Source organism: Phenylobacterium sp. Root700, from assembly GCF_001429025.1.
Lineage (GTDB): Bacteria > Pseudomonadota > Alphaproteobacteria > Caulobacterales > Caulobacteraceae > Phenylobacterium.
The window spans coordinates 152,397-178,880 of the sequence record NZ_LMHT01000034.1 but is presented as its reverse complement, the minus strand read 5'-3'; the positions used below and the strand labels follow the sequence as shown (position 1 = coordinate 178,880).

Here is a 26,484-nt window from a genome sequence, read left to right as displayed (position 1 = left end):
GGGGGGGGGGGGACTTTGACTCGCTCAGCAAGCCCCCTCCGTCGCGCTGACGCGCGCCACCTCCCCCAGCGGGGGAGGATCTGAGGAATGAGCCGTCGTCTTTCCTCCCCCATCAGGATGGGGGAGGAAAGGGGAGATGTTCCACGGCCGCGCGAACCAGCGCCGACCATCCCTCTCCCTCGGGAGAGGCTAGGTGAGGGGGCGCCGCGCAGCGGCGCTCTACGGACCATCGATCATCAAAAGCGGCGAGGGTCGAAGGACCCCTCACCCGACCTCTCCCCAGGGGAGCGGAGATCAGCTGTTCCACGGCCCGCGCTTGGGCGCCGCCGAGGTGGTCGGCACCGCCGTGGCCGAGCGACGTCCGCCCGTCACGATCGGCGAACTGGGCGGCGGCGCGGCGCGGCCGGTCAGCTTCATCAGCGCCGCGACCCGGTTGGCGGTCGCCGGGTGGGTCGAGAACAGGTTGTCGGCGCCATGGCCGTTCAGCGGGTTGATGATGAACATCTGCCCGGTGGCCGGATTGCGCTCGGCGGTCACATTGGTGATGCCGTGGGCGTAGGCCTCGATCTTCTGCAGGGCGCTGGCCAGGGCCTGGGGATCGCCGCTGATCTCGGCCCCGCCCTTGTCGGCCTCGTATTCGCGGCCACGGCTGATCGCCATCTGCACCAGGGCCGCGGCCATCGGGGCCAGCACCATCAGGGCGATGGTCCCGATGATCCCGCCCGGCCGCTCGCGGTCGTTGCCGCCGAAGAACAGCGCGAAATTGGCCAGCGACGAGATCGCCCCGGCCAGGGTCGCGGTGATGGTCATGGTCAGGGTGTCGTGGTTCTTCACGTGCGCCAGCTCGTGGGCCATCACCCCGCGGATCTCGCGCCGGTCCAGCATCCGCAGCAGGCCCATGGTGGCGGCCACGGCGGCGTTCTCCGGGTTGCGGCCGGTGGCGAAGGCGTTCGGCTGCTCGGTCTCCATCACATAGACCTTCGGGCGCGGCATCCCGGCGCGGTCCGACATCTCGAAGACGTCGCTGACATAGTTGCGCAGGACCGGGTCGGTGGTTCCCGGATCGACCTCGCGCGCGCCGTACATGCGCAGCACGATCTTGTCGGAGTTCCAGTAGCTGAAGAAGTTCATCCCCACGCCGAGCGCCAGCGCGATGGCCATGCCGGTCGGCCCGCCGATCAGATAGCCGATGCCGACGAACAGGGCGGTCAGGCCCGCCAGCAACATGAAGGTGCGAAGATGATTGTGCATGGCGCTCGATATGGGGGCGAGGAGGGGCCTTGCGCAAGCCGGAGACCCCCTCCTCTCTAGATGCTNTCAGCAAGCCCCCTCCGTCGCGCGTGCCGCGCGCCACCTCCCCCAGCGGGGGAGGATCTGAGGAGAGGAGAACCCCTACCGCCCGACCCGCAGCGTCGCCGCCGCGGCCATGATCCGGTCGGTGGGCGCTTCGGCGCCGGCCGCCTGGCTGCGCATCAGCGCCTCGACGTCGTCGGCGGGCATCGGGCGGGCGAACAGATAGCCCTGCATGCGGTCGCAGCCGGCTGCGCGCAGGAAGATCGCCTGCGCCTCGTCCTCGACGCCTTCGGCGACGATGCGGGCGTCCAGCGACTTGGCGGCGCCCAGCATGGCGCGGACCAGCTTGGAGACGCGCGGGTCGCGCCCCACCCCGCCGATCAGCGACTGGTCCAGCTTCACCGTATGGATCGGCAGTTGCAGCAGGGCGCGCAGGTTCGAATAGCCGGTGCCGAAGTCGTCGAGCGCGATCCGCACCCCGCGTGAGGCCAGGCGCTCGATGTGCCGGCGCGCCATCGACAGGTCGTGCACCAGGAAGGTCTCGGTGATCTCGACGGTCAGGGCGGTGGCCGGCAGGTCGGTGTCGGCCAGCCGGCGCATCAGGTTGCGCGAGAACGACGGGTCCAGCAGTTCGCGCTGCGAGACGTTGCACGAGACGGTGTCGATCAGCCCCTCGGCCACCCACGGCGCGGCGCGCTGGCAGGCGGTCTGGAACAGCGCGCCGTCCAGCTCGGCGATCAGGTCCAGCTCCTCGGCCAGCGGCACGAACACCCCCGGCGGGATCATGCCGCGCTCGGCGTGGTTCCAGCGGGCCAGCACCTCGACGGCGGTGATCCGCCCGTCGCTGGCGTCCACCACCGGCTGGAACCAGGGGACGATGTCGCCGGCCGGGATGGCGCGGCGCAGTTCGGTCTCCAGGCTGTGGCGGGCGGCGCTGGCCTGGCGCAGTTCGTCGTCGAAGGCCGACCAGCGGCTGCCGCCGGCCGCCTTGGCCCGGTACAGCGCCATGTCGGCGAAGCGTTGCAGGTCGGTGGCGTCGGTGGCGTCGGTGGGGAACACCGCCACCCCGATCGAGGCGCCCGGCGCGATGGCCCGGCCATAGATGGTGTGGGTCTGGGTCAGCAGCTGGGTTAGGGCCTGGGCGCGCTTGCGCAAGCCCTCGCCGCTGGCGATCACCGCGAACTCGTCGCCGCCGAGGCGCGAGACCACGTCGCCGTCCAGGGCGCCGGCCCGCAGGCGGCGGCCGATCTCGTTCAGCAGCTGGTCGCCGGCGTGGTGGCCCAGGCTGTCGTTCAGGTGCTTGAAGCGGTCCAGGTCGATGACGAACAGGGCCACGGCCTCGCCGGACCGCTCGGCCGCTTCCAGTCGGTTGATCAGGGCGGCGGTGAAGGCGCCTCGGTTCAGCAGTCCCGTCAGGCCGTCGGTGCGGGCCAGGTGCAGGGTCAGGGCCCGTTCGGCCTCCAGCTCGTCGACCCGTCCGGCCAGCGCCTCGGAGACCTGGCGTAGGTCCTGGCTGGCCTGGAACAGCTCCAGGGCCTTGGATTCGAGCAGCGCCTCGGCCTCGCGCCGGGCGCGCCGTTCGCGTTCGATCCGCCGCGCCGCGACGGCGGCGTCGATATGTTCAGCAGGCTGGTCCACGGGCGGCTTAGGCCGCCTTGCGGTCGATGGTGAAGCGCACGAACTCGCCGTCGGCGTCGCTCATCTGGGTTGTCGAGACGGTGACCGGCTCGCGGTAATAGTTCGAGGTGGCTTCGATCAGGCCCTCGGCCAGGGCTTCGAGCCCGCGCTCGGAGCGATAGTCGAGCAGCATTTGGTCGGACGAGCGGCCGGCGATCCGCATCGAGGGCAGCTCGGCGTCGGGATAGAGTTTGCGCACTTCCACATGGATGTGGTCGTCGATCGAGGCCAGCAGCTGGAACAGCGATCCGGCCGAGTCGAAATACTGGCCATAGCCCGAGGCGAAGGTGCTGCAGAGCTTGTGGCCGAAGGCGCGGAGCAGGTCGCCGGGCTCGGCGCCCGAGCGCTTCACCACCGCCAGCAGCAGGTCGCGCAGTTCGGAGAACGGATAGGTGCCGACGGCGGTGTAGGCCCCGCCGGTCGACAGCTCGCAGTCGTCGATGATGGCGTCGACCATGTCGGCGCCCATCTGGGTTTCGACGAACTCAAGGAACTCCGTAAAGACTAGGCCCTTCATCGTCGTCTGCTCCCGCGCTGCTCTGTGCTGCGCGGGGATATGCCGCATGAGGCCGGAATCGTCCGTTAACGCGGTTACGTAAAATACGTCAGGCGGGCTTGGGGCTCGCCCCGTCCTCGGTGGGCTCCTCGATCTGGCCCTCCCACTTGGCGACCACCGCGGCGGCCACCGAGTTGCCGAGCACGTTGGTGGCCGAGCGGCCCATGTCCAGCAGGTGGTCGACGCCGAGGATCAGCAGCAGGCCCGCTTCCGGCAGGTCGAAATAGGCCAGGGTGGCGGCGATGACGACCAGCGAGGCGCGCGGCACGCCGGCCATGCCCTTGGAGGTGACCATCAGCAGCAGCAGCATGGTGATCTGCTGGCCGATCGACATCTCGATGCCGTAGGCCTGGGCGATGAACAGCACCGCGAAGGTGCAGTACATCATCGAGCCGTCGAGGTTGAACGAGTAGCCCAGCGGCAGGACGAAGCTGGAGATCCGGCGCGACAGGCCAAACTTCTGCAGCTCTTCCAGGGTGCGCGGGTAGGCGGCTTCCGACGAGGCGGTGGCGAAGGCCAGCAGGGCGGGCTGGCGCACCGCGCGCAGCAGGTTGATCGCCCGCTTGCCGACGATCAGGATCAGCAGGGCCGACAGCAGCGCCCAGAGCACGCCCAGCGAGGCGTAGAAGCCCAGCACAAATTTCGCATAATCCGCCAGGACGCTCAGCCCCTGCGTCGCCACCGTCGCGGCCAGCGCGGCGAAGATAGCCAGCGGCGCCGTCTTCATGACGTAGCCGGTCACCTTGAGCATGATGGAGGCGATCTGGTCGACCAGGGCCGTGACGGCCGGGGCCTTGTCGTCGAGCGATGAAACCGCGGTGCCGACGAAGATCGAGAAGACCACGATCTGCAGGATCTCGTTGTTGGCCATCGCCTCAACGATGGATTTCGGCACCAGGTGGGTGACGAACTCCTTGAGGGTCAGCTTGGTCGCGTCGACCGCGCCGGCGATGGTGGAGGGGTCCTGCACCAGGCCCATCCCGGCGCCGGGATGGATCAGGTGGACCATGAACAGGCCGATCAGCAGCGAGACGATCGAGGCGCTGATGAACCAGCCCATCGTCTTGATCCCGACCCGGCCGATGGAGGCGGCGTCCTCCATGTGGGCGATGCCGGCCACCAGGGTGGAGAACACCAGCGGGGCGATAATCATCTTAATCAGTCGCAGGAAGACGTCGGTGACGATGGTGAGGTTTTCGGCGACCCCCTTGGCCTGCTCGGGCGTGAGGAAGTGGTTCACCCCCCATCCGACCAGCACCCCGAGCACCATGGCGCCCACGATGAAGGCGGTGAAAATCTTATTCATGGTGTGACCCCCGAGGCTTAGAGGCGACCTTGTGGCCGAGAATGGGGCCTTTCGTCCATAGCGGAGCGAAAGTGAGGCAGAGGTGTCTCGCAACCTGCACAAGAGCAGGCTAAACTGACCCATGTTCAACGAAAACAACGCCACCGCCATCGTAGAGCGGCTCAACACCGAATATCAAAACACCGTCGAAGCGCTGCGCGGCGCGCTGAAGACCTTCCTGGCGGGCGGCGCGCCGCCTGACCCCGCCCAGCGGGCCGAGGGAATCTTCGCCTATCCGGAGCTGCGCCTGACCTGGCCGCCCGGCCACGATTTCCCCAGGCTGAGCCGGGCCTATGCCCGTCTGTCGCAGCCCGGCCACTACGCCGTCACGGTGACCAGGCCCGATCTCTACCGCGACTATTTGACCGAGCAGATCAGCCTGCTGGCGGCCGATTTCGACGTCACCATCGAGGTCGGGCGCTCGCGCCAGGAGATGCCGTTCCCCTACGTGCTGGACGGCGCGGTGGATCTGGCCATGGCCGACATCAGCTCGGCCGAGATCGCCCGGCATTTCCCGACCACCGAGCTCGCACATATTGGTGATGAGATCGCCGACGGGTTCTGGAACGCCAGCCTGGAGCCGTCGCGGCCGCTCGCCCTGTTCGACGGCCTGCGCACCGACTTCTCCCTGGCGCGGCTGACCCACTACACCGGCGCCCCCGCCGAGCACGTCCAGCAGTACATCCTGTTCACCAACTACCACCGCTATGTGGACGAGTTCGTGCGCTGGGGCTGCGAGCAGCTGAAGGCCGGCGGGCCCTATACGGCGCTGTCGGCCGCCGGCCGGGTGGTCGTGACCGCCGAGACCGAAAACCCCGAGCAGGTGATCGCCGACGGAGCCTGGCGGCGCCACCAGATGCCGGCCTACCACCTGATGGCCGAAGGCCGCCGCGGCATCACCCTGGTCAATATCGGGGTCGGGCCGTCGAACGCCAAGACCATCACCGACCACCTGGCGGTGCTGCGTCCGCAGGCCTGGCTGATGATCGGTCACTGCGGGGGCCTGCGCGGCTCGCAGACCATCGGCGACTATGTGCTGGCCCACGCCTATCTGCGCGACGACCACGTGCTGGACGACGTCCTGCCGCCGGAGATCCCGATCCCGCCGATCGCCGAGATCCAGGTCGCCATGGGCCGCGCCGCCGAGGCGGTGACCGGCGAGACGGGCGAGATGCTCAAGCGCCGCCTGCGGACCGGCACGGTGGTCACCACCGACGACCGCAACTGGGAGCTTCGCTTCTCGTCCAGCTCGCTGCGGTTCAACCAGTCCCGCGCCGTGGCCATCGACATGGAGAGCGCCACCATCGCCGCCCAGGGTTATCGGTTCCGGGTGCCGTACGGGACGCTGCTCTGCGTGTCGGACAAGCCCCTGCACGGCGAGATCAAGCTGCCGGGCCAGGCCAACGCCTTCTATGAGCGGGCGATCGGCCAGCACCTGCAGATCGGCATCGCCACCATGGACCTGCTGCGGAACGAAGGCCCCAGGCTGCACTCGCGCAAGCTGCGCAGCTTCGACGAGCCGCCGTTCCGCTAAGGCGGCGGCGCGTCAGCAGGTCGCGGAAATTTCGAGGGCTGGAACGGCGGTGGCGGCTCGCCATCGGCCGCCGGAATCGTTAAATCGGCGGTCATGAGCGCACGGCATATCGAACTCGAAGGCATCGAGAACTTCCGCGACTTCGGCGGTTACGGCACCCAATGCGGGCGTGGCCTGAAGGCGGGGCGGTTGTTCCGCTCGGCCAACCACGCCTATGCGACCGAGCGGGACCTGCAGACCCTGCGCGACCTGGACGTCCAGGTCATCGTCGACCTGCGCCGCCGTCGCGAGCGTGATCGCGAGCCGTCGAAGCGGTGGGAAGGTTTCGCGGGCCAGGTCATCGAGAACGATATCGACGGTCCAGAACTCGACTGGGCCGACGCCCTGAAGGCGGCCGGCGACATCAACGCCGACTGGTTCTTCCGCGACAGCCTGGAATTCTACCGCAACGCGCCGCACGCCGAGCGGATCGTCGATCTGTTCAGCCGCTACCTCCACGCCCTGGGCGAGACCGACGGGGCGGTGGTGGTCCACTGCGCGGCGGGCAAGGACCGCACGGGCATGATCTGCGCCATCACTCACCATATCGCCGGGGTCCACCGCGACGACACCCTGGCCGACTATCTGGCGACCAACGACGAGACCAAGCTGGAGAAGAAGACCGCCTTCCTCGGCCCGTGGATTCGCGACCTGACCGGGATCACGGTGAACGACGCGGCGCTGCGCCAGGCGGTCAGCGTCAACGAAGCCTTCCTGGCCGAAGCCTTCGCCGCCATCGACGAAAGCCACGGCTCGGTCGATCGCTATCTGGAGGAGGTCCTGGGGGTCGATTCCAAGCTGCGCAGCCGGATCGAGGCGCGCATCCTCGGCTGACATCAGCCGCGCCATACCCTAATCGTCCCCCGCCAAGATCTGAGTAGGGGACGACCATGCAGAGCTTCCAACCGCCGCGGCGCATCCTGATGGGGCCTGGCCCCTCCGACGTCAGCCCCCGCGTGCTGGCGGCTCTCGCCCGCCCGACCATCGGCCACCTGGACCCTGAGTTCCAGAACCTGATGGAAGAGATCAAGGGCGCGCTGGCCCGGCTGTTCAACGCTCCCGACCATGCCTGTGTGCCGCTGCCGGCGCCCGGAACGGCCGGCATGGAAGCGGCGATCATGAACCTGCTGGAGCCGGGCGACCGGGCGGTGATCGCCATCAACGGCGCGTTCGGCGGCCGCATGGCCGACATGGCCGACCGGGCCGGCGCCGAGGTCGTGACCCTGGACTTCGAATGGGGCAAGCCGGTCGACCCGGCGGTGGTCGAGGAGGCTTTGAAGGCCGCGCCCGCCAAGGTCTTCGCCTTCGTCCACGCCGAGACCTCGACCGGCGTGCGCAGCGACGCCGCTACGCTCTGCGGCCTGGCCCGCAAGTACGGCGCGCTCTCCATCGTCGACTGCGTCACCTCGCTGGGCGGCATCACCGTGGACGTGGCGGCCTGGGACGCCGACGCCGTCTATTCCGGCACCCAGAAGTGTCTATCGGCGCCTCCGGGCCTGTCGCCCATCGCGCTGTCGAAGCGCGCGCAGGCGGCGATCAGCGGCCGTAAGACCAAGGTCCGCAACTGGCTCTGCGATTTCAATCTGCTGATGAGCTACTGGGGCGGCGACGGCGGCCGGACCTATCACCACACCGCGCCGATCAACGCGCTCTACGGCCTGCACGAAAGCCTGGTGGCGCTGTTCGAAGAAGGTCAGCAGGCGGTGCAGGTGCGCCACGCCCGCACCCACGAGGCGCTGGCCGCCGGGGTCGAGGCGATGGGCCTGTCGTTCCTGGTCGCCGAGAAGGACCGCCTGCCGCAGCTCAACACGGTGATGGTGCCAGATGGCGTCGACGAGGCGGCGGTGCGCAGCTTCGTGCTGGCCAAGTGGGACCTGGAAATCGGCGCGGGCCTTGGGCCGCTGAAGGGCAAGGTTTGGCGCATCGGGCTGATGGGCGCCTCGGCCACCCCCTGGCACGTGCGCCTGTGCCTGAACGCCCTGGCCGAGGCCCTCGAAGCGCAGGGCTTCAAGGCCGACGGCAAGGCCGCCCAGGCGGCGGCGGAAGCCAAGCTGGCCTAACTTTTTCCTCCCCCGCTTCGCAGGGGAGGAAAGAACTTAGATGCTGGCCTGCATCCGGTAGAGCCGTTCATAGGCCCCGCCGGCGGCGATCAGCTCCTCGTGGCTGCCCTGCTCGGCCACGCCCTGGTCGGTCAGCACCAGGATGCGGTCGGCGTTCCGGACCGTCGACAGCCGGTGGGCGATGACCAGGGTCGTGCGGTTCCGGGCCAGGGCGCCCAGCGCCAGTTGCACGGCCTTCTCGCTCTCGTTGTCGAGGGCGCTGGTCGCTTCGTCGAAGATCAGGATCGGCGCGTCCTTCAGGAACGCGCGGGCGATGGTCAGGCGCTGTTTCTGACCGCCCGAGAGCTTCACCCCGCGCTGCCCGATGTCGGTGTCGTAGCCGTTCGGCAGCGCCATGATGAAGTCATGGGCGTTGGCCCGCTTGGCGGCTTCGACGATCTCATCGTCGCTGGCGTCAGGCCGCCCGTAGCGCAGGTTCTCGGCGACGCTGCCGGCGAACAGGTAGACGTCCTGCTGCACGACCGCGACGTTGCGCCGAAGCGAGCTTAGCGTCAGGTCGCGCACGTCGATCCCGTCGATGAGGATCGCCCCGGCGCTCGGCTCGTAGAACCGCGGGATCAGCGAGCACAGCGTCGTCTTGCCGACCCCCGAGGTCCCGACCAGGGCCACGAACTCCCCGGGGCGGACGTCGAGCGAGACGTTGCGCAGCACGTGCGGGCCGTCCTCCTCGTAGCGGAAGCTGACCTCCCGGAACGCGATGGCGCCGCGCGGCCGGACCAGGGCGATGGCGCCTTGCCGGTCGGCGACCTCCGGCGCGGTCTCCATGATCTCCACCATCCGCGTGAACCCAGTATAGCCCTGCTGCCAGAGCCGCACGAAGTTCGCCAGCCGCTGGACAGGGTCGATCAGCACCGCCACGCAGAGCAGGAAGGTCAGCATGTCAGCGACGCTGAGTTGGGCCTGCTGCACCCGGATCGCGCCGGCGACGATGACCACCACGGTGATCAACTGGGCGAAGGTCGTGGTCCCGACCGAGAAGTAGGCCTCGCTCTTGTAACCGGCCCGCCGGGTGTCGAGGAACTTCAGGTTCTCGGCCTCGAAGCGCCGGTTCTCGACGTTCTCGTTGGCGAAGGACTTCACCACCCGGATGCCGGCCAGCGAGTCCTCGACCCGTTCGTTGATCGCCCCGATCTGCTGCTTGGAGCGTTTCAGGGCCAGGTTCATCCGGCCGTTGAAGTGCAGGGCGTGCATGACCGCGAACGGCACGACGGCGAGGATCATCAGGGTCAGCGGCACGTCCAGATAGGCCAGGATGGCGATCGCCCCGGCGAACTTGAGCACCGCGATCGCGAGGTCTTCGGGGCCGTGGTGATAGAGCTCGCCCAACGCGAACAGGTCGTTGGTGATCCGGCTCATCAACTGCCCGACCCGGTGCTGGTCGTAGAACCGGAAGGGCAGGGTCTGACAGTGCTCGAACAGCTCCTGGCGCAGGGCGCTTTCCATCTTCGCGCCCATCACATGGCCTTGATAGTCGACGAACAGCGTGGCCAGCACCTGCACCGCCAGCAGGCCCAGCATGACCCCGCCAATGGCGTAGATCTGGTTCAGCGCCGCGGGCGCGCCATCCACCGCGCCGAGCTGTCTGGTCACGTAGTTGGCGCACAGCGGCAGGAACAGCGCCGTCGCCGAGACGAGCACTGCACAGGCCAAGTCCGCCAGGAGCAGCGGAATGTGCGGTCGATAGTAGGATAGGAACTTCAGCGCCCGGGCGCGGGCCTGGGCGTCGAGACGGGCCGTACGCGACGGCCGTTGGGTGAGGGGGTTATGCGGCGCGTCTGCTTGCGCCAGCGCCCCCGGAGTTCGTGATTGCATGAACCTTCATGTCCTGTTGCGAGGATTTTCCTTTCTGGCTGGACACGAACGTTCTCATTTCACTCTCCTTGCGTCGGCCGATGCCGATGGCGCGACTATGCGGCCAGGGACTCGGTTCGACAACGTCGTTATGCCGACGCTGGCGCCTTTTCGATTTCTAATCCCCCGGCGAGGCGTAACCTGCGCTCAAGTCCGCCGGCGTGAGCGGTCATCTGGGAGACCGCCTTGAGTACAGTTGAAGCCAGCGGATCGGGCGCCGGCCTGCCGGTCGCCGCCGATCTCATCGGCGATGGCCGCTTGTCGCGCGGCGCGGTCGCCTGGGCGGTCTTCGAGGGGGCTCGGATCCCCTATGTGATCCTGATCACCATCTACATCTTCATGCCCTACGTGGCCGCCACCATGGTCGGCGACCCGGTGAAGGGGCAGGAGATCATCTCCCGGTGGAGCCAGTATTCCGGCTGGGTGATCATGGCCACGGCGCCCTTCCTCGGCGCGTCCATCGACCGGCTGGGGCGGCGCAAGACCTGGCTGGCGCTGGCCACCATGCTGATGATCCCGATGATGTGGTCGCTGTGGTGGGCCAAGCCCGACGGCTCGGGGATGTCGGTGGGCATGGTCATGCTGCTGACCACCCTGATCGGCATCCTGTTCACCTATTCCGAGGTGCTGCACAATTCGCTGCTGGTGCGCGCGGCGGGCCTGGCGGCGGCGCACAAGGCCTCGGGCCTGGCCTTGGCGCTGGGCAACGCCTTCGCCCTGCTGACGCTTGGCTTCACGGCCTGGGCCTTCGCCCTGGCGGGCAGCGGCCTGCCGTTCACGCCCGACGCGCCGCTGTTCGGGCTCGACCGCATCCAGCACGAGCCCGAGCGCATCGTGGCGCCGATGGCGGCGATCACCTTCGCGCTGGGCGCCATTCCGCTGTTCCTGTTCACGCCGGACGCCAAGCCGACCGGAGTCCCGATCCACCGCGCCCTGGCCGAGGGCGCGCGCGACCTCTGGCGCATGATCTGGGGGATGAAAGCCTACAAGGACGCCGCGACCTTCCTGATCAGCCGGATGTTCTATGTCGACGGCATGACCGCCATCCTGATCTACGGCGGGATCTACGCCAGCGGGGTGATGAAGTGGGGCGCGCTGGAGATGCTGATGTACGGCATCATCCTGACCGTGCTGGCGGTGCTGGGCGGGTTTGTCGGGCGCTGGCTGGACGCCGGGCTTGGTCCGCGCCGCGCGGTCCAGGTGGAGATCTTCATGTCGCTGATTGGCGTCATCGCCATCATCGGCATGGGGCCGGAGCAGATCCTCTACTTCTGGGCCTATGACCCCAGCGCGCACGCGCCGCTGTGGAACGGGCCGTTCTTCACGACCCTGCCGGAGTGGATCTATCTGCTGATCGGGTTCTCCAACGCGGTCTTCATCACCGCCCACTATGCGTCCAGCCGCACCCTGCTGGTGCGCCTGACCCCGCCCGAGCAGACCGGCGCCTTCTTCGGAGTCTATGCGCTGTCGGGCACGGCGACGATCTGGCTGGGCTCGTTCCTGGTCAATCTGGGCACCAATATCTTCAAGAGCCAGCAGGGAGGGTTTGCGATGATCATCGTCCTGCTGGCCATCGGCTTCGTCGGTCTGTTGTTCGTGCGCGGCGGCGACCGCCGAGTCTGACTTCCCCTGAAGGCCCCCCGGAGCTAAGGCCAAGGCCATGCGATGCGTGGCGCAGCTTACGGCCGAATGGCGCGAGCCGGCGGAGGTCCTATCGGCCTATGCCGAGGAGCCCTGGGCCCTGGGCCTGGTGTCCGGCGCGCCGGGCGAGCCGGGCCGCTGGTCCTATCTGGCCCGCGATCCCGACGCGACGCTCATGGTTCGGGCGGGCGCGCGGCGCGATCCCTTCGCCGCCCTGAGCGAGCTGCTGGGTCCGTCCTCGCCGGGCCTGGCCGGCGGGCCGCCGTTCCAGGGCGGTGTGGTCGGCCTGGCCAGCTATGAATTCGCCGATTGGGTCGAGCCGCTGGGCCTGGCGCGGCAGGCGGCTTGGCCGGACCTGGCCGCCGCCCGCTATCTCTCGGTGCTGGCCTTCGACCGGGAGGCGCAGGCGATCGTCGCCATCGGCCGGGGAGCCGACGAGGGCGCGGCGTTGGCCCGCGCCCGCGCCGCGCTGTCCTGGCTGGACGCGATCCCGCAGGCCCCGCGACGCGGCGCGCTGACCGATGGGCTGATCAACAGCGACGCGGCCGCCTACGAGGCGGCGGTCGCCCAGGTGGTCGAGCGGATCCATGCCGGCGAGATCTTCCAGGCCAATATCGCCCGCGCCTGGACCGGGCGGCTGGCCGGCGACGCGCGCCCGTTCGACGTCTTCGCGCGGCTGGTCGGCCAGAGCGCCGCGCCGTTCGCGGCCTATCTGCGCCTGCCGGGCCTGGCGCTGGTGTCCAATTCGCCCGAGCGGTTCGTCGCGGTGCGCGGCGGCGCCGTGGAGACCCGGCCGATCAAGGGCACGCGTCCTCGGGGGCGTACGCCAGGCGAGGACGTGGCCCTGGCGGCCGAACTGCTGGCCAGCGACAAGGATCGGGCCGAGAACCTGATGATCGTCGACCTGATGCGCAACGACCTGGCGCGGGTCTGCGCGCCGGGCAGCGTGCGGGCGCCGGAGCTGTTCGCGGTCGAGAGCTTCGCCAACGTCCATCATCTGGTGTCGACGGTGGTCGGGCGACTGGCGCCGGGGAAGGGCGCGGTCGACCTACTGCGCGCGGCGTTTCCGCCGGGCTCGATCACCGGCGCGCCGAAGGTCCAGGCCATGAAGACCATCGCCAGCCTCGAGACGCCGCGCGGCCCCTATTGCGGTTCGTTGTTCTGGGCGGGTTTCGACGGTGATCTCGACTCCAGCGTCTTGATCCGCACGGCGGCCTTCGCCCTGGACGAGGGCGGTTGGTCGCTGGAGGCCCGCGCCGGGGCCGGCATCGTCGCCGACAGCGACCCCCACGCCGAGCGGCTGGAGACCGAGGCCAAGATCTCGGCCCTGGCCCGCGCCCTGGAAGGAGCCTGCGCATGACCTTAGGTGAGAGCGTTCCGCTGGACGACCGGGGCCTGCTGCTGGGCGATGGCCTGTTCGAAACCGTGCTGGCGGTGGAGGGCGAGCTGGTCGGGCTGGCGGCGCACCTTGATCGGATGGCGGGGGGCTGCGCGGTGCTGGGCTTGCCGCCGCTGGACGCCGATCTCGCCGGGAGGCTGATGCGGAGCGCCTTGGCGAGGATCGCCGCGCCGCGCGCCGCCGTGCGGCTGACCCTGACGGCGGGGTCTGGGGGCCGGGGGCTGGACCGGCCCGAGGCGCCGGCTGTTCGCCTGCTGGCCACCGCCGCGCCGTCGGCGAAGCCGGTCGGCCCGGCTTGCCTGATCACCAGCAGCGTGCGGCGCAACGAGGGATCGCCGGCCGCGCGGCTGAAGACCCTGTCCTATCTAGACAGCGTGCTGGCGCGGGCGGAGGCCCGTGGGCAGGGCGCCGACGAGGCCTTGATGCTGAACTCGCGGGGGCAGGCGGCCTGCGCGGCGGCGGCCAACCTCTTTTGGGTGCGCGAGGGGCGGCTGTTCACGCCGGCGCTGGACTGCGGGGTGCTGGCCGGCACGATGCGGGCGCGGGTGCTGGCCGTGGCGGCCGGGGCCGGTGTCGAGGCGGTGGAGGTCCGCGAGACGCCGACGGGCGCCGAGGCGATGTTCATCACCAACAGCCTGATAGGCGTGCGGGCGGTCTCAACCCTGGACGGGACGATGTTTGGCCCCAACGCCCTGGTCGAGCGGCTGGCCGAGGCGGTCGGCTAGTTGTCGAGCCGGACCACGGGGACGCCGGCGCGGGGCTTCAGGTCCATCTTGTGCCTGAAGACCAGGGCGTTCGGCATGATCTTCTTGAGCGGGGAGACGAAAGTATAGGCGGTCTCGGCCCGGATGATCGCGGTGTTGGGTTCCTTGGTGACCGTGGTCAGGTCCACCGGATAGGGGAAGGCCTTGCTGACCTCTTGCCACTTTTCGGTCGGAACGCCTTGGGCGTCGGTCTCGATGCTGACCACGCGGATGGCGAGGGTGTCGGTCGGAAACGGCTTCATGACCGCGGTGCTGATCTTGAAGATATCCTGGAGCTGGGTCTTGCTCAGCTGCGCGGCCTGGGTCGTCAGGTCGCCGACGCCGGTGGCGATGAAGCTCACCCGGCGATTGACCAGCAGGGCCTGGGTGGCCTCGACCATGCCGTAGTAGAGCACCAGCATGATGGGGACCACGAGGGCGAACTCGACGGCGGCCGAGCCACGGCGGTCGCGGAGGAAGCGCGCTATGTGCATTTGGCGCCTACGGGTTGCAGCGTGGCGTTGAAGGGTTCGTTGCGGAAGATCCGAGCCGAACTCAGCAGGCGGCTATGGGCGCCGTCGTTCGCCAGGAACGGCTGCATCAGCGGCGTGAAGATCGGCCATTTGAAATAGGTGCGCACCAGGACGATGTCCTCGGGGTTGCCCACGCTCCAGCAGTTCGTTGTCGGGTTGGGGGACTGCGGGTTGGCCGGTGGGGCCGAGCCCGCATTGGCGAAGGTGCTGAAGGTCTCGGACTCGACGATCATGCTGCCGATGCAGTCGTCCTTGAGCCAGGACATGTTTCGGCAGACCAGTTTCGCGAAATCGTCCTTGGTTCCGCCGGTGTTTTCCTGGAATTCGCCGGTCCGGACGTTGCGGGCCGCGAAGTCGGTGGCGGTGTCCAGGGTGGCGGTGACCAACAGGATCAGCCCCAGTTCCAGGATGCCGAACATCAGCAGCATCAGGGGAATGCTGATCAACGCGAACTCGACCGCCGTCGCGCCGCGGCTGGCGCGGGCGAACTGACGGATGAATGCGATGGTCGTTGCGACAAGGCGCGGCATGACGTCCCCGAGCTTCAAGCCCGGCGGACGATACCAAGGTCTGGCTAACCGGAGGTTTAAGGCTTTGCTGAATCCGGCGTCTTGCTGTCGGCGCCGCCCGCGCGCTCGCAGCTGTTGGCGCAGGCGTAGTTGTCGACCCGTGCGCCGCGGATGACCGACACTCGCCCGGCCGGGGCCGACACCACGATCTGGCGCTCCATCACCGTGCGGCCGAGCTGGTCGACGACGACGAGGTTGGTGACGCCGTAGCTCTTGCCCAGGATGACCGCCTTGCCGCCGTCCAGCACGTTGACGTCGGCGATATCGGGATTGCCGATCAGCACGTCGCGGGTTCCGCGCGGCAGATTGACCGGCGCGCTCTGGTCGATCGGCACGGTCATGGTCGGGGCGGCGGCGGCCTGGGAGGCGCCGGCCAGGACCGTCGCGGCGGCTGTCAGGCCGAAAATGAGGCGTCGCATGTGATGCCGATCTGAAAAACGTCGTCGCCTGAACTTGAGCTGGAATGGTCAACAAACGCTGAATTCTCAGCGACTCACGCGCGCGCGAGAATCATTCAGTTGGGAGCGGGGTTTGGCGCGCTTTTGGCGCTCGTGGTTAATCGATATTTACAGTAAACGAAAGTAAACCATAGAAATGTGTCGGCGAATACATGGGTGTTTACTTGGAATTAAGCTCGACCATGCAAATCTGTCCCTGCATTTCGGGGCGGGCAGACCAACAAGGTTTGAAGCCGCAACAGTCTGCTCGCAAATAAAGGAGCTCTAGCATGTCCAAGTTCGTCACGCGTTTTNCCTGATCGCCGCCCTCATCGCCGTCGTGCTGGTCACCGCGGTCACCGCCCTCGGCACCAAGCTCAGCGGTGTCTTCACGGGCATCAGCGGCAAGATCCCGACGATCACCTAAATCTGACGATCGGCGCCCAATGGGCCGTGGCGACGGAGCCCGTCGCCGCGGCCTTGATTTTCGAAAAATCCGAACAGAGAGATAGCTCGATGACGAGTTTGATGACGCGCTTCNCCTGATCGCCGCCCTCATCGCCGTCGTGCTGGTCACCGCGGTCACCGCCCTCGGCACCAAGCTTGACGGGCTCTTCACGAGCATCGGCGGCAAGATCCCGACGATCACCTAAATCTGACGATCGGCGACCAACGGGCCGCGGCGACGAAGTCCGTCGCCGCGGCTTCGATTTTCGGAAATGCCGAAAAGGGAGATGGCTCGATGACGAGTTTGATGAGGCGCTTCCTGCGGGATGAGTCCGGCTCCACCGCCATCGAGTATGGTCTGATCGCAGCCTTGATCGCCGTGGCCATGGCTGGCGCGATGACAACCCTCTCGGGCAAGCTCACGGCGGTCTTCGCCAAGCTCGCCAGCGCCGCGCCGGTGGATTGAGGCGGGATCCAGATTATCGAAGGGCCGCGTCGCACCAGCGTCGCGGCCCTTTTCGTTTTCAATCCTCTGTTCACCTGATCGAGCGATGATCACGCCTCGCTCCGAGACACTGACGGTTCCCGCAAGATGACGCCCTTTCTCCAGGCCGCGCTTCTACTGATCTTCCCGGTGCTGGTGATCGTCGGCGCTCTGCGGGACCTGACCAGCTACACGATCCCCAACTGGGTCTCGGGCCTCCTGATCCTTGGATTCTTTCCGGCCGCCTTGGTGCTTGGCCTGCCGCTTTCGACCATCGGCTTCAATCTCGGGGTCGGCGCGATCGCCCTGGTCCTCGGCGTGGCGATGTTCGCGCTTCGCTGGATCGGCGGGGGCGACGCCAAGCTGTTCGCGGCCGCCGGACTATGGCTGGGCTGGCCGGCCTCGGCGGAGTACCTGCTGATCACCGGCCTGGCCGGCGGCGTCCTGACCTTCGCCCTGCTGGGCCTGCGCTCGGTTGTGGTCCGGCCGTACGTGCTGTCGGCCCCTGCCTGGGTCAACCGGCTGGCGACCCCGGACGGAGACCTTCCTTATGGGGTGGCCATCGCGGTCGGCGCGCTGGCGGCCTTTCCGAATTCGGCGCTGATGGCGGCCTGGGGCGGCTTCTAAGCTACGCCTTTAGTCCGCGTTAACTATGCGGGCTGCAAACAGGGCAGGCTTGCAAAACGCTGGCATTTCGAATCGCGCGCGCCAGCGGACAGCCGGCCCGCCCGCCAGGACGCCCGCTTGCGGGAGGCTCGAGTAAACGACCATGAGCGCCGTGCGCATCGCCATACTCGCCGTCGCGGCGATCGCCGCCATCGGGTTGGCCTTCATCGTGCGGGGCATGGTGACCCCTAAGCGCCCGCCCGCCGTCGTCGCCGAGGCCCCGCCGCCAAGACCCGTCGCCCAAGTCCTGGTGGCCAAGCGCGACCTGGCCATCGGGGTGAGGCTCACGCCCGCCGACCTGACCTGGCAGCCCTGGCCCGTGGAAGCCCTGAACGCGGCCTTCGTAACCGACGGCGCCGCGCCGGCGCTGCCGGCGGCGATGCCCGACAAGGCGGTCCAGAAAGCCGCGCGCGCCGCCAACGACCTGGTCAGCCCGACCGGCCCGATGCAGGCCTTCGAAGGCGCCATCGTCAAAGAAGCCATGGTCACCGGCGAACCCGTCGTGGCGCGTAAGGTGGTCCGCGCCGGCCAGAGCGGCTTCATGGCTGTGGTCGTGCAGCCCGGCATGCGGGCGATGGCCGTGCCGATCAACGCCGAGACGGCGGCCGGCGGCTTCATCCTGCCGGGCGACCGGGTGGACGTGTTGCAGAGCCTGCAGAACACCGAAACCAAGACCTTCAACACCGAAGTCCTGATGCGCAACGTCCGGGTCCTGGCCATCGACCAGAAGATCGATCCCGAGAAGGACGCTCGCTCCATCGTCGGCGCCGTCGCCACCCTGGAGATCCCGGCCGCTGACGCCGAGGTCATGGCGCTGGGACGGGCCAAGGGCGAAATGCAGCTCGCGCTGCGCTCCTATGCCGATATCGGCGGCCCGCCGGGTCGCGGCGGCCCGACCCGCGTCGTCGGGGAGACCGTCCGTGTCTTCCGCGCCGGCAAAATCAACGAGGTCGCCAGACCATGAACCCGCGCCGCATCCTGATCGCGCTGGCCGCCCTCGGCGCCGCGCTCCTGCCGCCCGCCGCGGCGTCGGCCCAGAGCCAGACCTCCTCGCCGGCCATGGCGGCCGGCCTGGCCGCCCAATCGGCGGTGGTTCGTGTCGACCTCAGCGGCGGCGCCGCGTCGCAGTCCCTGACCCTGCCCAACGGCAAGTCGGCGATCATCGAGCTGCCGGTGGACGTGCGCGACGTGCTGGTGACCAATCCGGGCGTCGCCGACGCCATGCTGCGCTCGCCGCGCCGCATCTTCATCCTCGGGCTCAAGAACGGCTCCACCGACGCGGTGTTCTTCGACACCGCCGGTCGCCGGATCCTGACCCTCGACATCCGCGTCGACCAGGACCCGTCCTCGGTCGCCCAGACCATCAACCGCATCGTGCCCGGTTCGAAGGTGCGGGTGGACGCCATGAACGAGAGCCTGATCCTCTCCGGTCAGGTCGCCAATCTCGCCGACGCCGACAAGGCCGTGCAGATCGCGCGCGCCGCGGTGGCCAAGCCGGAGATGGTGCTCAACATGCTGAGCATCGCCGGCAAGGACCAGGTGATGCTGAAGGTCCGCATCGTCGAGATGCAGCGCAACGTGATCAAGCAGCTTGGTTTCAACCTCAACGCCGTGCTCGGCCAGCTGGGCGAGCCCCAATATCTGCTCGGCACCGCCGCCAGCTTCGGCGTCAACGGCTCGCTGCTCGGCGGGATCACCAGCGGCTATCAGGCCAACACCACCAAGCAGCCGGTCCTGCAATTCCCTTGCGACGACAATTTTCCCCAGGGGCGGCTCTGCGACAAGGTCGTGCGGGACATAACGGCGGCCGAGAACTGGGACACCGCGACGATCAAGGACACCGCCGGCAGCCCGGGCCTGAACAAGGCCGAGGCGACCATCAAGGCGTTCGAGCGCGTCGGCCTTGTGCGCACCCTGGCCGAGCCGAACCTGACCGCGGTGTCGGGCGAGTCGGCCAAGTTCCTGGCCGGCGGCGAGTTCCCCATTCCGGTCGCCCAGGACAAGGACGGCGCCGTCACCATCGAATTCAAGCCGTTCGGCGTCGGGCTGGGCTTCACGCCGGTCGTGCTGTCGTCGGGCCGGATCGCGATCAAGGTCTCGACCGAGGTGTCCGAACTGACCAGCCAAGGCGCCTTCTCACTGGCGACGCCTGGCGCCAGCGCGGCCCTGACCATTCCAGCCCTGACCGTTCGGCGCGCCGAGACCTCGGTCGAGCTGCCCTCCGGCGGCGCCATGATGATCGCGGGCCTATTGCAGGAGAAGACCAAGCAGAACATCGACGCCTTGCCGGGGATGACCACCCTGCCGGTGCTGGGCACGCTGTTCCGGTCGCGCGACTACCTGGCCGGCGAGACCGAGCTGGTCATCATCGTGACCCCGTACATCGTCGGGCCCACCACGCCCGATCGCCTGCAGACCCCGGTCGACGGCTTGCGCATCGCCGACGACGCCTCGACCCTGCTGATGGGCGCGCTCACCAAGGCCTACAACGCTAATCCCCAGGCCCCGTCGGGCCGCAGTTATCAGGGGCCTTACGGCTACGTGATCGAATGAGCGCACCTCGTTTCATCGCCCTGGCGCTCGCCGCCACGCTGTCGGCCTGCGCCTCGCAGCCGCCGGCTCCCGGCAGTCAGGCTGAGCTGGCCCGCACGCCGACCGAGCTCTGGCGCGCCAATGTCGAATCGCGCCCCGAGGAGATCCACCTCGCCGTCCGCGCCCAGGGCCTGTCGCCGGCCCAGGTCGACGCGCTGTCGACCCTGGTCGAAACCTGGCGGAGCGCCGAGGGCGGCGCGGTCACCGTGCAGGCGCCTGTCGGCGGCCCCGATCCGCGCGCCGTCTCCTATTCCGGCGAGAGCGCGCGGGCGTTCCTGGTCGATAAGGGCGTGCCGGCGAGCAGTATCCGCGTGGTCGGCTACGAGGCGAAGGGCGATCCTCGCGCGCCGCTCATCGTCGGTTTCCTGCGCCATACGGTGAACGTCCCGACCTGCGGGCGCACCTGGACCAATATCGCCCACTCGGCGACCAACGAGGTGCAGCCGAACTTTGGATGCGCGGTCACGGCCAATATGGCCGCCCAGATCGCCAATCCCGGCGACCTCGCGGGGCCGCGTCCGCTGACCCCGGCCGACGCCCAGCGGCGCGACGTCGTGCTCGACAAGTACCGCAAGGGCGAACTGACCTCTTCGGCGAAGGACATTCAGGCGGCGGGCGACGTTTCCAGGGTGGTGAAGTGATGCGAGGCGCGACCCTATGAAGCCGCAGCAGGGCCAGGACCCGTTCGATCTCGACTTCGACGCCGACGACGACTTCTCCGCGCCTCAGTCGGAGATCTGGCGTGAACCGCCGCCGCCGGCCGCGGCGGCTGAGGACCCGTTCGCCGATCTGCCGCCGCTGCCCGAACCCGCGCGGCCGGCGATCCGTCCGGAAGATCTGCTGATCGAGCTGGGCGAAGCCTCGCCGCGAGTTCCGCCCCCGGCCGCGGCGCATCCGGTGCACGACATGATGGCCGGCGCCGAGGCGGCGTTCGGCGAAAGCGCCCTGCCGCGCATCACGATCCACATCTTCTGCGTCAGCTCCGAAACCGCCGAACTCGCCGAACGCGCCACCGTCGACCGGCGGATGGAGCGGGTCACGGTCGTCACCCGCATGGGCGGCTTGCCCGCGGCGGTGGAGACCTATCAGAACCAGGCCACGCCTTCGTTGGTGATGGTGGAGAGCGCCGATTCCGGCCCCGAGCTTCTCACCCTGCTCGACCGGCTGGCCGAGGTCTGCGATCCCGGCACCAAGGTCATGGTGATCGGCGCCGCCAACGATATCGCCCTCTACCGCGAGCTGATGCGCCGCGGGGTGTCGGAGTATCTGGTCCCGCCGCTCAATCCGCTGCTCCTGGTGCGGGCGGTGACCGGCCTCTACGCCGATCCTTCCGCGCCCTTCGTCGGCCGGCAGATCGCGTTCTGCGGCGCCAAGGGCGGATCGGGCTCCTCGACCATCGCCCACAACATCGCGCACTCGATCACCGAGCGCCTGCAGACCGGCGCGGTGCTGGTGGATCTCGACCTGCCGTTCGGAACCGCCGGCCTCGATTTCAACCAGGACCCGCTGCAAGGCGTCGCCGACGCCCTGTCGCAACCCGACCGCCTGGACCCGGTGTTGATGGACCGGATGATGGCGCGCTGCACCGACCGCCTGTCGCTGTTCACCGCCCCGGCCAATCTGGACGGCGACTACGACATTTCCGCCGAGGCCTTCGAGGAGGTCACCCAGAAGATCCGCTCGGCGGCGCCGTTCGTGGTGCTGGACCTGCCGCACGTCTGGACGGCGTGGAAGCGCAAGATCCTGCTGACGTCGGACGATCTGGTGATCGTGGCGACCCCGGACCTGGCGTCGCTGCGCAACGCCAAGAACATGATCGACCTGGTGCGCCGCGCGCGTCCGAACGACGCCCCGCCCAGGCTGGTGATCAACCAGGTCGGCGTCCCCGGGCGGCCGGAGATCCCGGTGAAGGACTTCGGCGAGGCGCTGGGCGTCACGCCGGCGCTTTGCCTGCCCTTCGATCCCAAGCTGTTTGGCCAGGCGGCCAACAACGGCCAGATGATCAGCGAGGTCGGCCCGAAGTCGCGCTCGGCCGAGGGGATCGACCACCTGGCCCAACAGATCGCCCGTCGCGAGCCGCCGGTCGTCCAGAAGTCCTCACTGCTCTCCGGCCTCTTCAAGAAGAAGTAGCATGTTCGGCAAGCGTCCCTCGGCCAACGAGACCTTGGCGCCACGCCAGGCTCCGCCCCCCGTCGGGGATGGCGCGGCCATTGCGACGCGTCCGCAGCGGGTCGAGCCGACGCCTGGGCCCGCGCCCGGGCCGGCCGCGCCGATCCAGATCCAGCCGAAAGCCGAACGCAACCAAGCCAAGCCCACCGGCGGCCCCAAGCCGACCCCGGCGTTCGAGCAACTGCGCGCCGCCCAGGGACCGGCCCCGGCGACCCAGGTCGTGCGCGAGCAGAGCGACTACTACCACGCCACCAAGACCATTATCTTCAACGCCCTGATCAACACGATCGACCTGGCTCAGCTCGCGCAGCTGGACGCCAAGCAGGCGGCCGAGGAGATCCGGGACATCGTCGCCGAACTGGTGGCGATCAAGAACGTGTCGATGTCGGTGGCCGAGCAGGACACCCTGGTCCAGGACATCATCAACGATGTTCTCGGCTATGGGCCGCTGGAACCGCTGCTGGCCCGCGACGACATCGCCGACATCATGGTCAACGGCGCCGGCCGGGTGTTCATCGAGGTGAGCGGCAAGGTCCAGCTGACCAATGTCCGGTTCCGCGACAACGCCCAGCTGATGAACATCTGCCAGCGGATCGTCAGCCAGGTCGGCCGCCGGGTCGACGAAAGCTCGCCGATCTGCGACGCGCGCCTGCCGGACGGTTCGCGGGTCAACGTCATCGCCCCGCCGCTGGCGCTGGATGGCCCGACCCTCACGATCCGGAAGTTCAAAAAAGACAAGCTGACCATGAAGAACCTGGTGGAGTACGCCTCCATCAGCCCGGAAGGGGCGCGGGTTCTCGGCGTCATCGGCGCCTGCCGATGCAACCTGGTCATCTCCGGCGGGACCGGCTCGGGCAAGACCACCTTGCTCAACACCCTGACCGCCTTCATCGACCCGGCCGAGCGCGTCATCACCTGCGAGGACGCCGCCGAGCTGCAACTGCAACAGCCGCACGTGGTGCGCCTAGAGACCCGGCCCCCGAACCTGGAAGGCCAGGGCCAGATCACCATGCGCGATCTGGTGAAGAACTGCCTGCGGATGCGTCCCGAGCGGATCATCGTCGGCGAAGTCCGCGGCCCGGAAGCCTTCGATCTGCTGCAGGCGATGAACACCGGCCACGACGGCTCGATGGGCACGCTGCACGCCAACAGCCCGCGTGAAGCCATCAGCCGTCTGGAATCGATGATCACCATGGGCGGCTACGGCCTGCCCTCGCGGACCATCCGCGAGATGATCGTGGGGTCGGTGGATGTGATCATCCAGGCCGCGCGCCTGCGCGACGGTTCGCGCCGCATCACCCACATCACCGAGGTCGTGGGTCTGGAAGGCGACGTGATCATCACCCAGGACCTGTTCGTCTACGAGATCACCGGCGACGACGCCGACGGCAACGTCCTGGGGCGGCATCGCTCGACCGGCATCGCCCGTCCGCGCTTCTGGGACCGCGCCCGCTATTACGGCCTTGAGCGCGAGCTCGCCGAAGCCCTCGACTCGGCGGAATAGCGGATGCTCCTCACCCTGCTGATCGCGTTCCTTGGCTTCATCACCATCGCCGGGGTGGGCCTGGCCCTGACCGGGGCCGGCTCTGGGACCGCCGACGCCAAGACGCTGAAGCGCGCCCAGACCATCGTCGGCGGCAAGGAGACGCAGGAGGCCGGTCGTCGGCGTCCGGGGGCGGTCCAGGATCAACGCCGCAAGCAGATCCTGAAGACCCTTCGCGACCAGGACCGCCAGCAGAAAAAGGCCACGCTCAGCATCTCGGCCAAGCTGCTGCAGGCGGGCCTGAAGCTCAGCGTCCGGGCGTTCTGGATCATCAGCGGCGTGCTCGGTGTGGTGGTTTTCCTGTTGGTCCTGCTGCTGGGTCAGTCGCCGCTGATCGCGCTCGGCCTTAGCTTCGCCGCCGGGCTTGGCCTGCCGCGATGGGTGGTCGGGATCCTGGCCGGCATGCGGATCAAGAAGTTCACCCAGGCCTTCCCCGACGCCATGGACATCATCGTCCGCGGCATCCGCTCGGGGCTGCCGGTCCACGACAGTCTGCGGGTCATCGCCCAGGAAACCTCCGAGCCGATGGCCGGCGAGTTCAACCTGCTGGTCGAAAGCATCGGGATGGGCGTGTCGATCAACCAGGCGCTCGACAAGATGCACGAGCACATGCCGACCGCCGAGGTCCGGTTCTTCTCCATCGTGCTGGCGATTCAGCAGAAGACCGGCGGCAACCTGGCCGAGGCCCTCTCCAACCTCTCGACCGTCATCCGTGCCCGCAAGCTGATGCGGGAAAAGGTCAAGGCGCTGTCGGGTGAAGCTGTCGCCTCGGCCTTCATCATCGGGTCGCTGCCGCCGGCGGTGGCCGGGCTGATCAGCATCACCGCGCCGGACTACATGCGGCCGCTGTTCACCGATCCGCGCGGCCACATGATGCTGCTGGTCGGGGCGGTCTGGATGACGCTCGGGGTGCTCTCGATGCGCAAGATGATCAACTTCAAGCTCTAGGGCGGCGCGAACATGATTTCCGCCCTCACCAATCCCGATAACATCCTGGCGGCGTTCGTGGCGCTGGTCGTGTTCGCGACCATCGTCTCCATCGCCACGCCGATGTTCAGCCGCAGCAGCCTGGAGACGCGCCTGAAGTCGGTGTCGACGCGGCGTGAGGAGCTGCGCCGCAAGTCTCGCGAGGCGCTGGCCGTCAAGGGCGGTCAGAGCAGCTTGCGGCACACCGACGAGGGGATGTACAAGAACGTCGTCGAGCGGCTGCAGCTCTCCAAGCTGCTGGAGGATCCGAAGGTCGTGGAGAAGTTGGCCCAGGCGGGTTTCCGCGGGCCGCGGCCGGTCTCGACCTTCTACTTCTTCCGTTTCGTGCTGCCGTTCGCGTTTGCGGCGCTGACCGCGCTCTACCTGTTCTTCATCAACGATTTCGGCCTGGCGGCCATGCAGCGGGTGGCCTTGACGGTCGGTGGTCTGACGCTCGGCTACTACGCCCCCAACATCTTCATCAGCAATGTCGCCCACAAGCGCCGAGAGTCGGTGGTCGGCGCCTTTCCCGACGCGCTGGACCTGCTGCTGATCTGCGTCGAGAGCGGCATGTCCATCGAGGCGGCGATCCAGAAGGTCAGCCAGGAGATCGGCGGATCGTCGATCGAACTGGCCGAGGAGCTCACCCTGCTGACGGCCGAGATCTCCTACCTGCCGGAGCGGCGTCAGGCCTATGAGGGCCTGGCCAGGCGCACCAACCATCCGGGGATCAAGTCGGTGACCACCGCCATGATCCAGGCCGAACGCTACGGCACGCCGCTGGGCGCGGCGCTGCGGGTCATGGCCAAGGAGAATCGCGACATGCGCTTGGCGGCCGCCGAGAAGAAGGCGGCTCAGCTGCCGGCCAAGCTGACCGTGCCGATGATCCTGTTCTTCCTGCCGGTGCTGTTCATCGTCATCCTCGGCCCGGCCGTGATGAAGGTGAAGGACATGATGGCCGCCGGCGGCGGCGGCTAGTGCAGGGGACCGCCGGCGATGGTGATGCGGTGCATCAGCCGACGCTGGCCCTGATAGTCGTTCATCGCGCAGTGCCAGGTGGCGCGGTTGTCCCAGATCGCCATCGACCCCGGCCGCCATTGGAAGCGGTGCACGAACTGCGGCTTGATCGCATGCTGGTAGAGATAGCCGAGCAGGGCGGCGCTCTCCTCGCGGTTCCAGCCCTCGAACCCCAGGGTGAAGCCAGGGTTCACATAGAGCGCCTTGCGGCCGCTGCCCGGGTGGGTGATCACCACCGGATGCACGGCTGAGGGGTTCTCGGCATGGCCGGCCAGATGGGCCTGGTCGGTCTTCCCGTAGACCCCTTCCATTCCATAGATGTGCTCGGACGCGTGGCGCGCCTTCAGGCCTGACAACGTCTCCTTGAGGCCGTCGGACAGGGCCTCATAGGCGGCGTACATGTCGGCGAACAGGGTGTCGCCGCCGCTGGGCGGGGTCTCGATGGCCAGCAGGACCGAACCCATGGCCGGGGCCTGGTCGTAGCTGTGATCAGTGTGCCAGCCGCCGCCGATATTGGTCTTCTGCTCCGGCGTCTTTTCGACCTTGGCGATCTGCGGATAGCGCTCGGTCTTCGGGAAGTAGCGGTTGAGGACGATCGGGCCGATGCGCTCGGCGAAGGCGATCTGCTCCTCGGGGCTCATCTGCTGATCGTGCAGGAAGGCGACGCCGCGATTGTAGACGGTGTCGCGGATCAGGTTGATCTCGGCGTCGGTGGCCTGGGGCACGGCGATGTTGGCGATTTCCGCGCCGCAGCCTTCGGTTTCGCGGACGATGGCGGTCATGGTCGCCTCCCTGGCGTTATGATTTTGCGGCAGTCTAGGCGGGCGGTCGCGCAAGACTGTCACTTGCGTTACAATCGAGCC

25 protein-coding genes are annotated in these 26,484 nt (G+C 68.1%); 16 read left to right on the top strand and 9 right to left on the bottom strand.

Translation table 11 applies throughout. The features are described 5' to 3' along the window. Positions 1 to 294: 294 nt before the first annotated feature. The 4 genes from htpX to ASE02_RS18580 form a co-directional block, all read right to left on the bottom strand. Positions 295 to 1,251: a zinc metalloprotease HtpX gene (gene htpX / locus ASE02_RS18595; RefSeq protein WP_056736173.1), complete on the bottom strand. Its 957-nt coding sequence runs from the start codon at positions 1,249 to 1,251 to the stop codon at positions 295 to 297. 141 nt (positions 1,252 to 1,392) lie between these two features. Next, a complete protein-coding gene (locus ASE02_RS18590) occupies positions 1,393 to 2,931 on the bottom strand; it encodes a bifunctional diguanylate cyclase/phosphodiesterase (RefSeq protein WP_056736172.1) in 1,539 nt (512 codons plus the stop codon). A gap of 7 nt (positions 2,932 to 2,938) precedes the next feature. Next, positions 2,939 to 3,487 (bottom strand): heme NO-binding domain-containing protein, encoded by a 549-nt coding sequence (locus ASE02_RS18585; protein WP_056736171.1) that lies wholly within the window; start codon positions 3,485 to 3,487, stop codon positions 2,939 to 2,941. 88 nt (positions 3,488 to 3,575) lie between these two features. Beyond that, positions 3,576 to 4,832 carry a dicarboxylate/amino acid:cation symporter gene (locus ASE02_RS18580; protein WP_056736170.1) on the bottom strand — a complete coding sequence of 419 codons (1,257 nt, stop codon included), beginning with the start codon at positions 4,830 to 4,832 and terminating at the stop codon, positions 3,576 to 3,578. A 121-nt stretch (positions 4,833 to 4,953) separates the two neighbouring features. Between ASE02_RS18580 and ASE02_RS18575 the strand changes: the two genes are divergently transcribed. The 3 genes from ASE02_RS18575 (at position 4,954) to ASE02_RS18565 (ending at position 8,504) form a co-directional block, all read left to right on the top strand. Continuing rightward, the gene (locus ASE02_RS18575) at positions 4,954 to 6,405 is read left to right on the top strand and encodes an AMP nucleosidase (protein WP_056736169.1); all 1,452 of its coding nucleotides are present in this window, start codon (positions 4,954 to 4,956) and stop codon (positions 6,403 to 6,405) included. A 93-nt stretch (positions 6,406 to 6,498) separates the two neighbouring features. Further along, on the top strand, positions 6,499 to 7,278 hold the full coding sequence (locus ASE02_RS18570; protein ID WP_056736163.1) for a tyrosine-protein phosphatase: 780 nt from the start codon (positions 6,499 to 6,501) through the stop codon (positions 7,276 to 7,278). A 56-nt stretch (positions 7,279 to 7,334) separates the two neighbouring features. Further along, the gene (locus ASE02_RS18565; RefSeq protein ID WP_056736151.1) at positions 7,335 to 8,504 is read left to right on the top strand and encodes an alanine--glyoxylate aminotransferase family protein; all 1,170 of its coding nucleotides are present in this window, start codon (positions 7,335 to 7,337) and stop codon (positions 8,502 to 8,504) included. 36 nt (positions 8,505 to 8,540) lie between these two features. Here the strand turns inward: ASE02_RS18565 and ASE02_RS18560 are convergent, their stop codons facing one another. Continuing rightward, on the bottom strand, positions 8,541 to 10,376 hold the full coding sequence (locus ASE02_RS18560) for an ABC transporter ATP-binding protein (protein WP_156406118.1): 1,836 nt from the start codon (positions 10,374 to 10,376) through the stop codon (positions 8,541 to 8,543). Between the two features lie 225 nt (positions 10,377 to 10,601). On the opposite strand from ASE02_RS18560, the gene ASE02_RS18555 reads away from it, so the two are divergent. Genes ASE02_RS18555 through ASE02_RS18545 form a run of 3 tightly spaced genes read left to right on the top strand, consistent with a single transcriptional unit; the run spans position 10,602 to position 14,180 of the window. Beyond that, complete coding sequence (locus ASE02_RS18555; protein WP_056736150.1) at positions 10,602 to 12,038, top strand: MFS transporter; 1,437 nt, start codon at positions 10,602 to 10,604, stop codon at positions 12,036 to 12,038. Positions 12,039 to 12,075: 37 nt separating this feature from the next. Continuing rightward, the gene (gene pabB / locus ASE02_RS18550) at positions 12,076 to 13,416 is read left to right on the top strand and encodes an aminodeoxychorismate synthase, component I (RefSeq protein WP_056736149.1); all 1,341 of its coding nucleotides are present in this window, start codon (positions 12,076 to 12,078) and stop codon (positions 13,414 to 13,416) included. Beyond that, a complete protein-coding gene (locus ASE02_RS18545) occupies positions 13,413 to 14,180 on the top strand; it encodes an aminotransferase class IV (protein WP_056736148.1) in 768 nt (255 codons plus the stop codon). The genes pabB and ASE02_RS18545 overlap by 4 nt, the downstream gene beginning before the upstream one ends. Here ASE02_RS18545 and ASE02_RS18540 read toward each other — a convergent pair. From ASE02_RS18540 to ASE02_RS18530, 3 genes are read right to left on the bottom strand one after another with little or no spacing between them, the layout of a single operon-like run. After that, the gene (locus ASE02_RS18540) at positions 14,177 to 14,692 is read right to left on the bottom strand and encodes a TadE/TadG family type IV pilus assembly protein (protein WP_056736147.1); all 516 of its coding nucleotides are present in this window, start codon (positions 14,690 to 14,692) and stop codon (positions 14,177 to 14,179) included. The genes ASE02_RS18545 and ASE02_RS18540 overlap by 4 nt on opposite strands. After that, a complete protein-coding gene (locus ASE02_RS18535; RefSeq protein WP_056736145.1) occupies positions 14,683 to 15,261 on the bottom strand; it encodes a TadE/TadG family type IV pilus assembly protein in 579 nt (192 codons plus the stop codon). Before ASE02_RS18535 ends, ASE02_RS18540 begins: the two co-directional genes overlap by 10 nt. A gap of 56 nt (positions 15,262 to 15,317) precedes the next feature. After that, positions 15,318 to 15,719: a pilus assembly protein N-terminal domain-containing protein gene (locus ASE02_RS18530; RefSeq protein ID WP_056736144.1), complete on the bottom strand. Its 402-nt coding sequence runs from the start codon at positions 15,717 to 15,719 to the stop codon at positions 15,318 to 15,320. A gap of 560 nt (positions 15,720 to 16,279) precedes the next feature. Here ASE02_RS18530 and ASE02_RS23390 point away from each other — a divergent pair. The 10 genes from ASE02_RS23390 (at position 16,280) to ASE02_RS22725 (ending at position 25,582) form a co-directional block, all read left to right on the top strand. Beyond that, positions 16,280 to 16,390: a Flp family type IVb pilin gene (locus ASE02_RS23390; RefSeq protein WP_369818593.1), complete on the top strand. Its 111-nt coding sequence runs from the start codon at positions 16,280 to 16,282 to the stop codon at positions 16,388 to 16,390. 89 nt (positions 16,391 to 16,479) lie between these two features. Beyond that, a complete protein-coding gene (locus ASE02_RS22130) occupies positions 16,480 to 16,650 on the top strand; it encodes a Flp family type IVb pilin (RefSeq protein WP_082602202.1) in 171 nt (56 codons plus the stop codon). 126 nt (positions 16,651 to 16,776) lie between these two features. Continuing rightward, positions 16,777 to 17,295, top strand: coding sequence for a prepilin peptidase (locus ASE02_RS18525; protein ID WP_056736143.1), 519 nt, complete (start codon positions 16,777 to 16,779; stop codon positions 17,293 to 17,295). Positions 17,296 to 17,437: 142 nt separating this feature from the next. Next, a complete protein-coding gene (gene cpaB / locus ASE02_RS18520) occupies positions 17,438 to 18,298 on the top strand; it encodes a Flp pilus assembly protein CpaB (RefSeq protein WP_056736142.1) in 861 nt (286 codons plus the stop codon). Next, positions 18,295 to 19,887, top strand: coding sequence for a type II and III secretion system protein family protein (locus ASE02_RS18515; RefSeq protein WP_056736141.1), 1,593 nt, complete (start codon positions 18,295 to 18,297; stop codon positions 19,885 to 19,887). Before cpaB ends, ASE02_RS18515 begins: the two co-directional genes overlap by 4 nt. Continuing rightward, on the top strand, positions 19,884 to 20,567 hold the full coding sequence (locus tag ASE02_RS18510; RefSeq protein ID WP_056736140.1) for a CpaD family pilus assembly protein: 684 nt from the start codon (positions 19,884 to 19,886) through the stop codon (positions 20,565 to 20,567). The genes ASE02_RS18515 and ASE02_RS18510 overlap by 4 nt, the downstream gene beginning before the upstream one ends. 16 nt (positions 20,568 to 20,583) lie before the next feature. Further along, the gene (locus ASE02_RS18505) at positions 20,584 to 22,056 is read left to right on the top strand and encodes a CpaE family protein (protein WP_056736138.1); all 1,473 of its coding nucleotides are present in this window, start codon (positions 20,584 to 20,586) and stop codon (positions 22,054 to 22,056) included. Between the two features lies 1 nt (position 22,057). Further along, the gene (locus ASE02_RS18500; RefSeq protein WP_056736137.1) at positions 22,058 to 23,599 is read left to right on the top strand and encodes a CpaF family protein; all 1,542 of its coding nucleotides are present in this window, start codon (positions 22,058 to 22,060) and stop codon (positions 23,597 to 23,599) included. 3 nt (positions 23,600 to 23,602) lie between these two features. Further along, on the top strand, positions 23,603 to 24,586 hold the full coding sequence (locus ASE02_RS22730) for a type II secretion system F family protein (RefSeq protein ID WP_056736135.1): 984 nt from the start codon (positions 23,603 to 23,605) through the stop codon (positions 24,584 to 24,586). A 12-nt stretch (positions 24,587 to 24,598) separates the two neighbouring features. After that, entirely contained in the window at positions 24,599 to 25,582 is a 984-nt protein-coding gene (locus ASE02_RS22725) for a type II secretion system F family protein (protein ID WP_056736133.1), read from the top strand. Here ASE02_RS22725 and ASE02_RS18485 read toward each other — a convergent pair. Then, on the bottom strand, positions 25,579 to 26,403 hold the full coding sequence (locus ASE02_RS18485) for a TauD/TfdA family dioxygenase (protein ID WP_056736126.1): 825 nt from the start codon (positions 26,401 to 26,403) through the stop codon (positions 25,579 to 25,581). The two genes, ASE02_RS22725 and ASE02_RS18485, sit on opposite strands and share 4 nt — an antisense overlap. Positions 26,404 to 26,484: the final 81 nt, after the last annotated feature.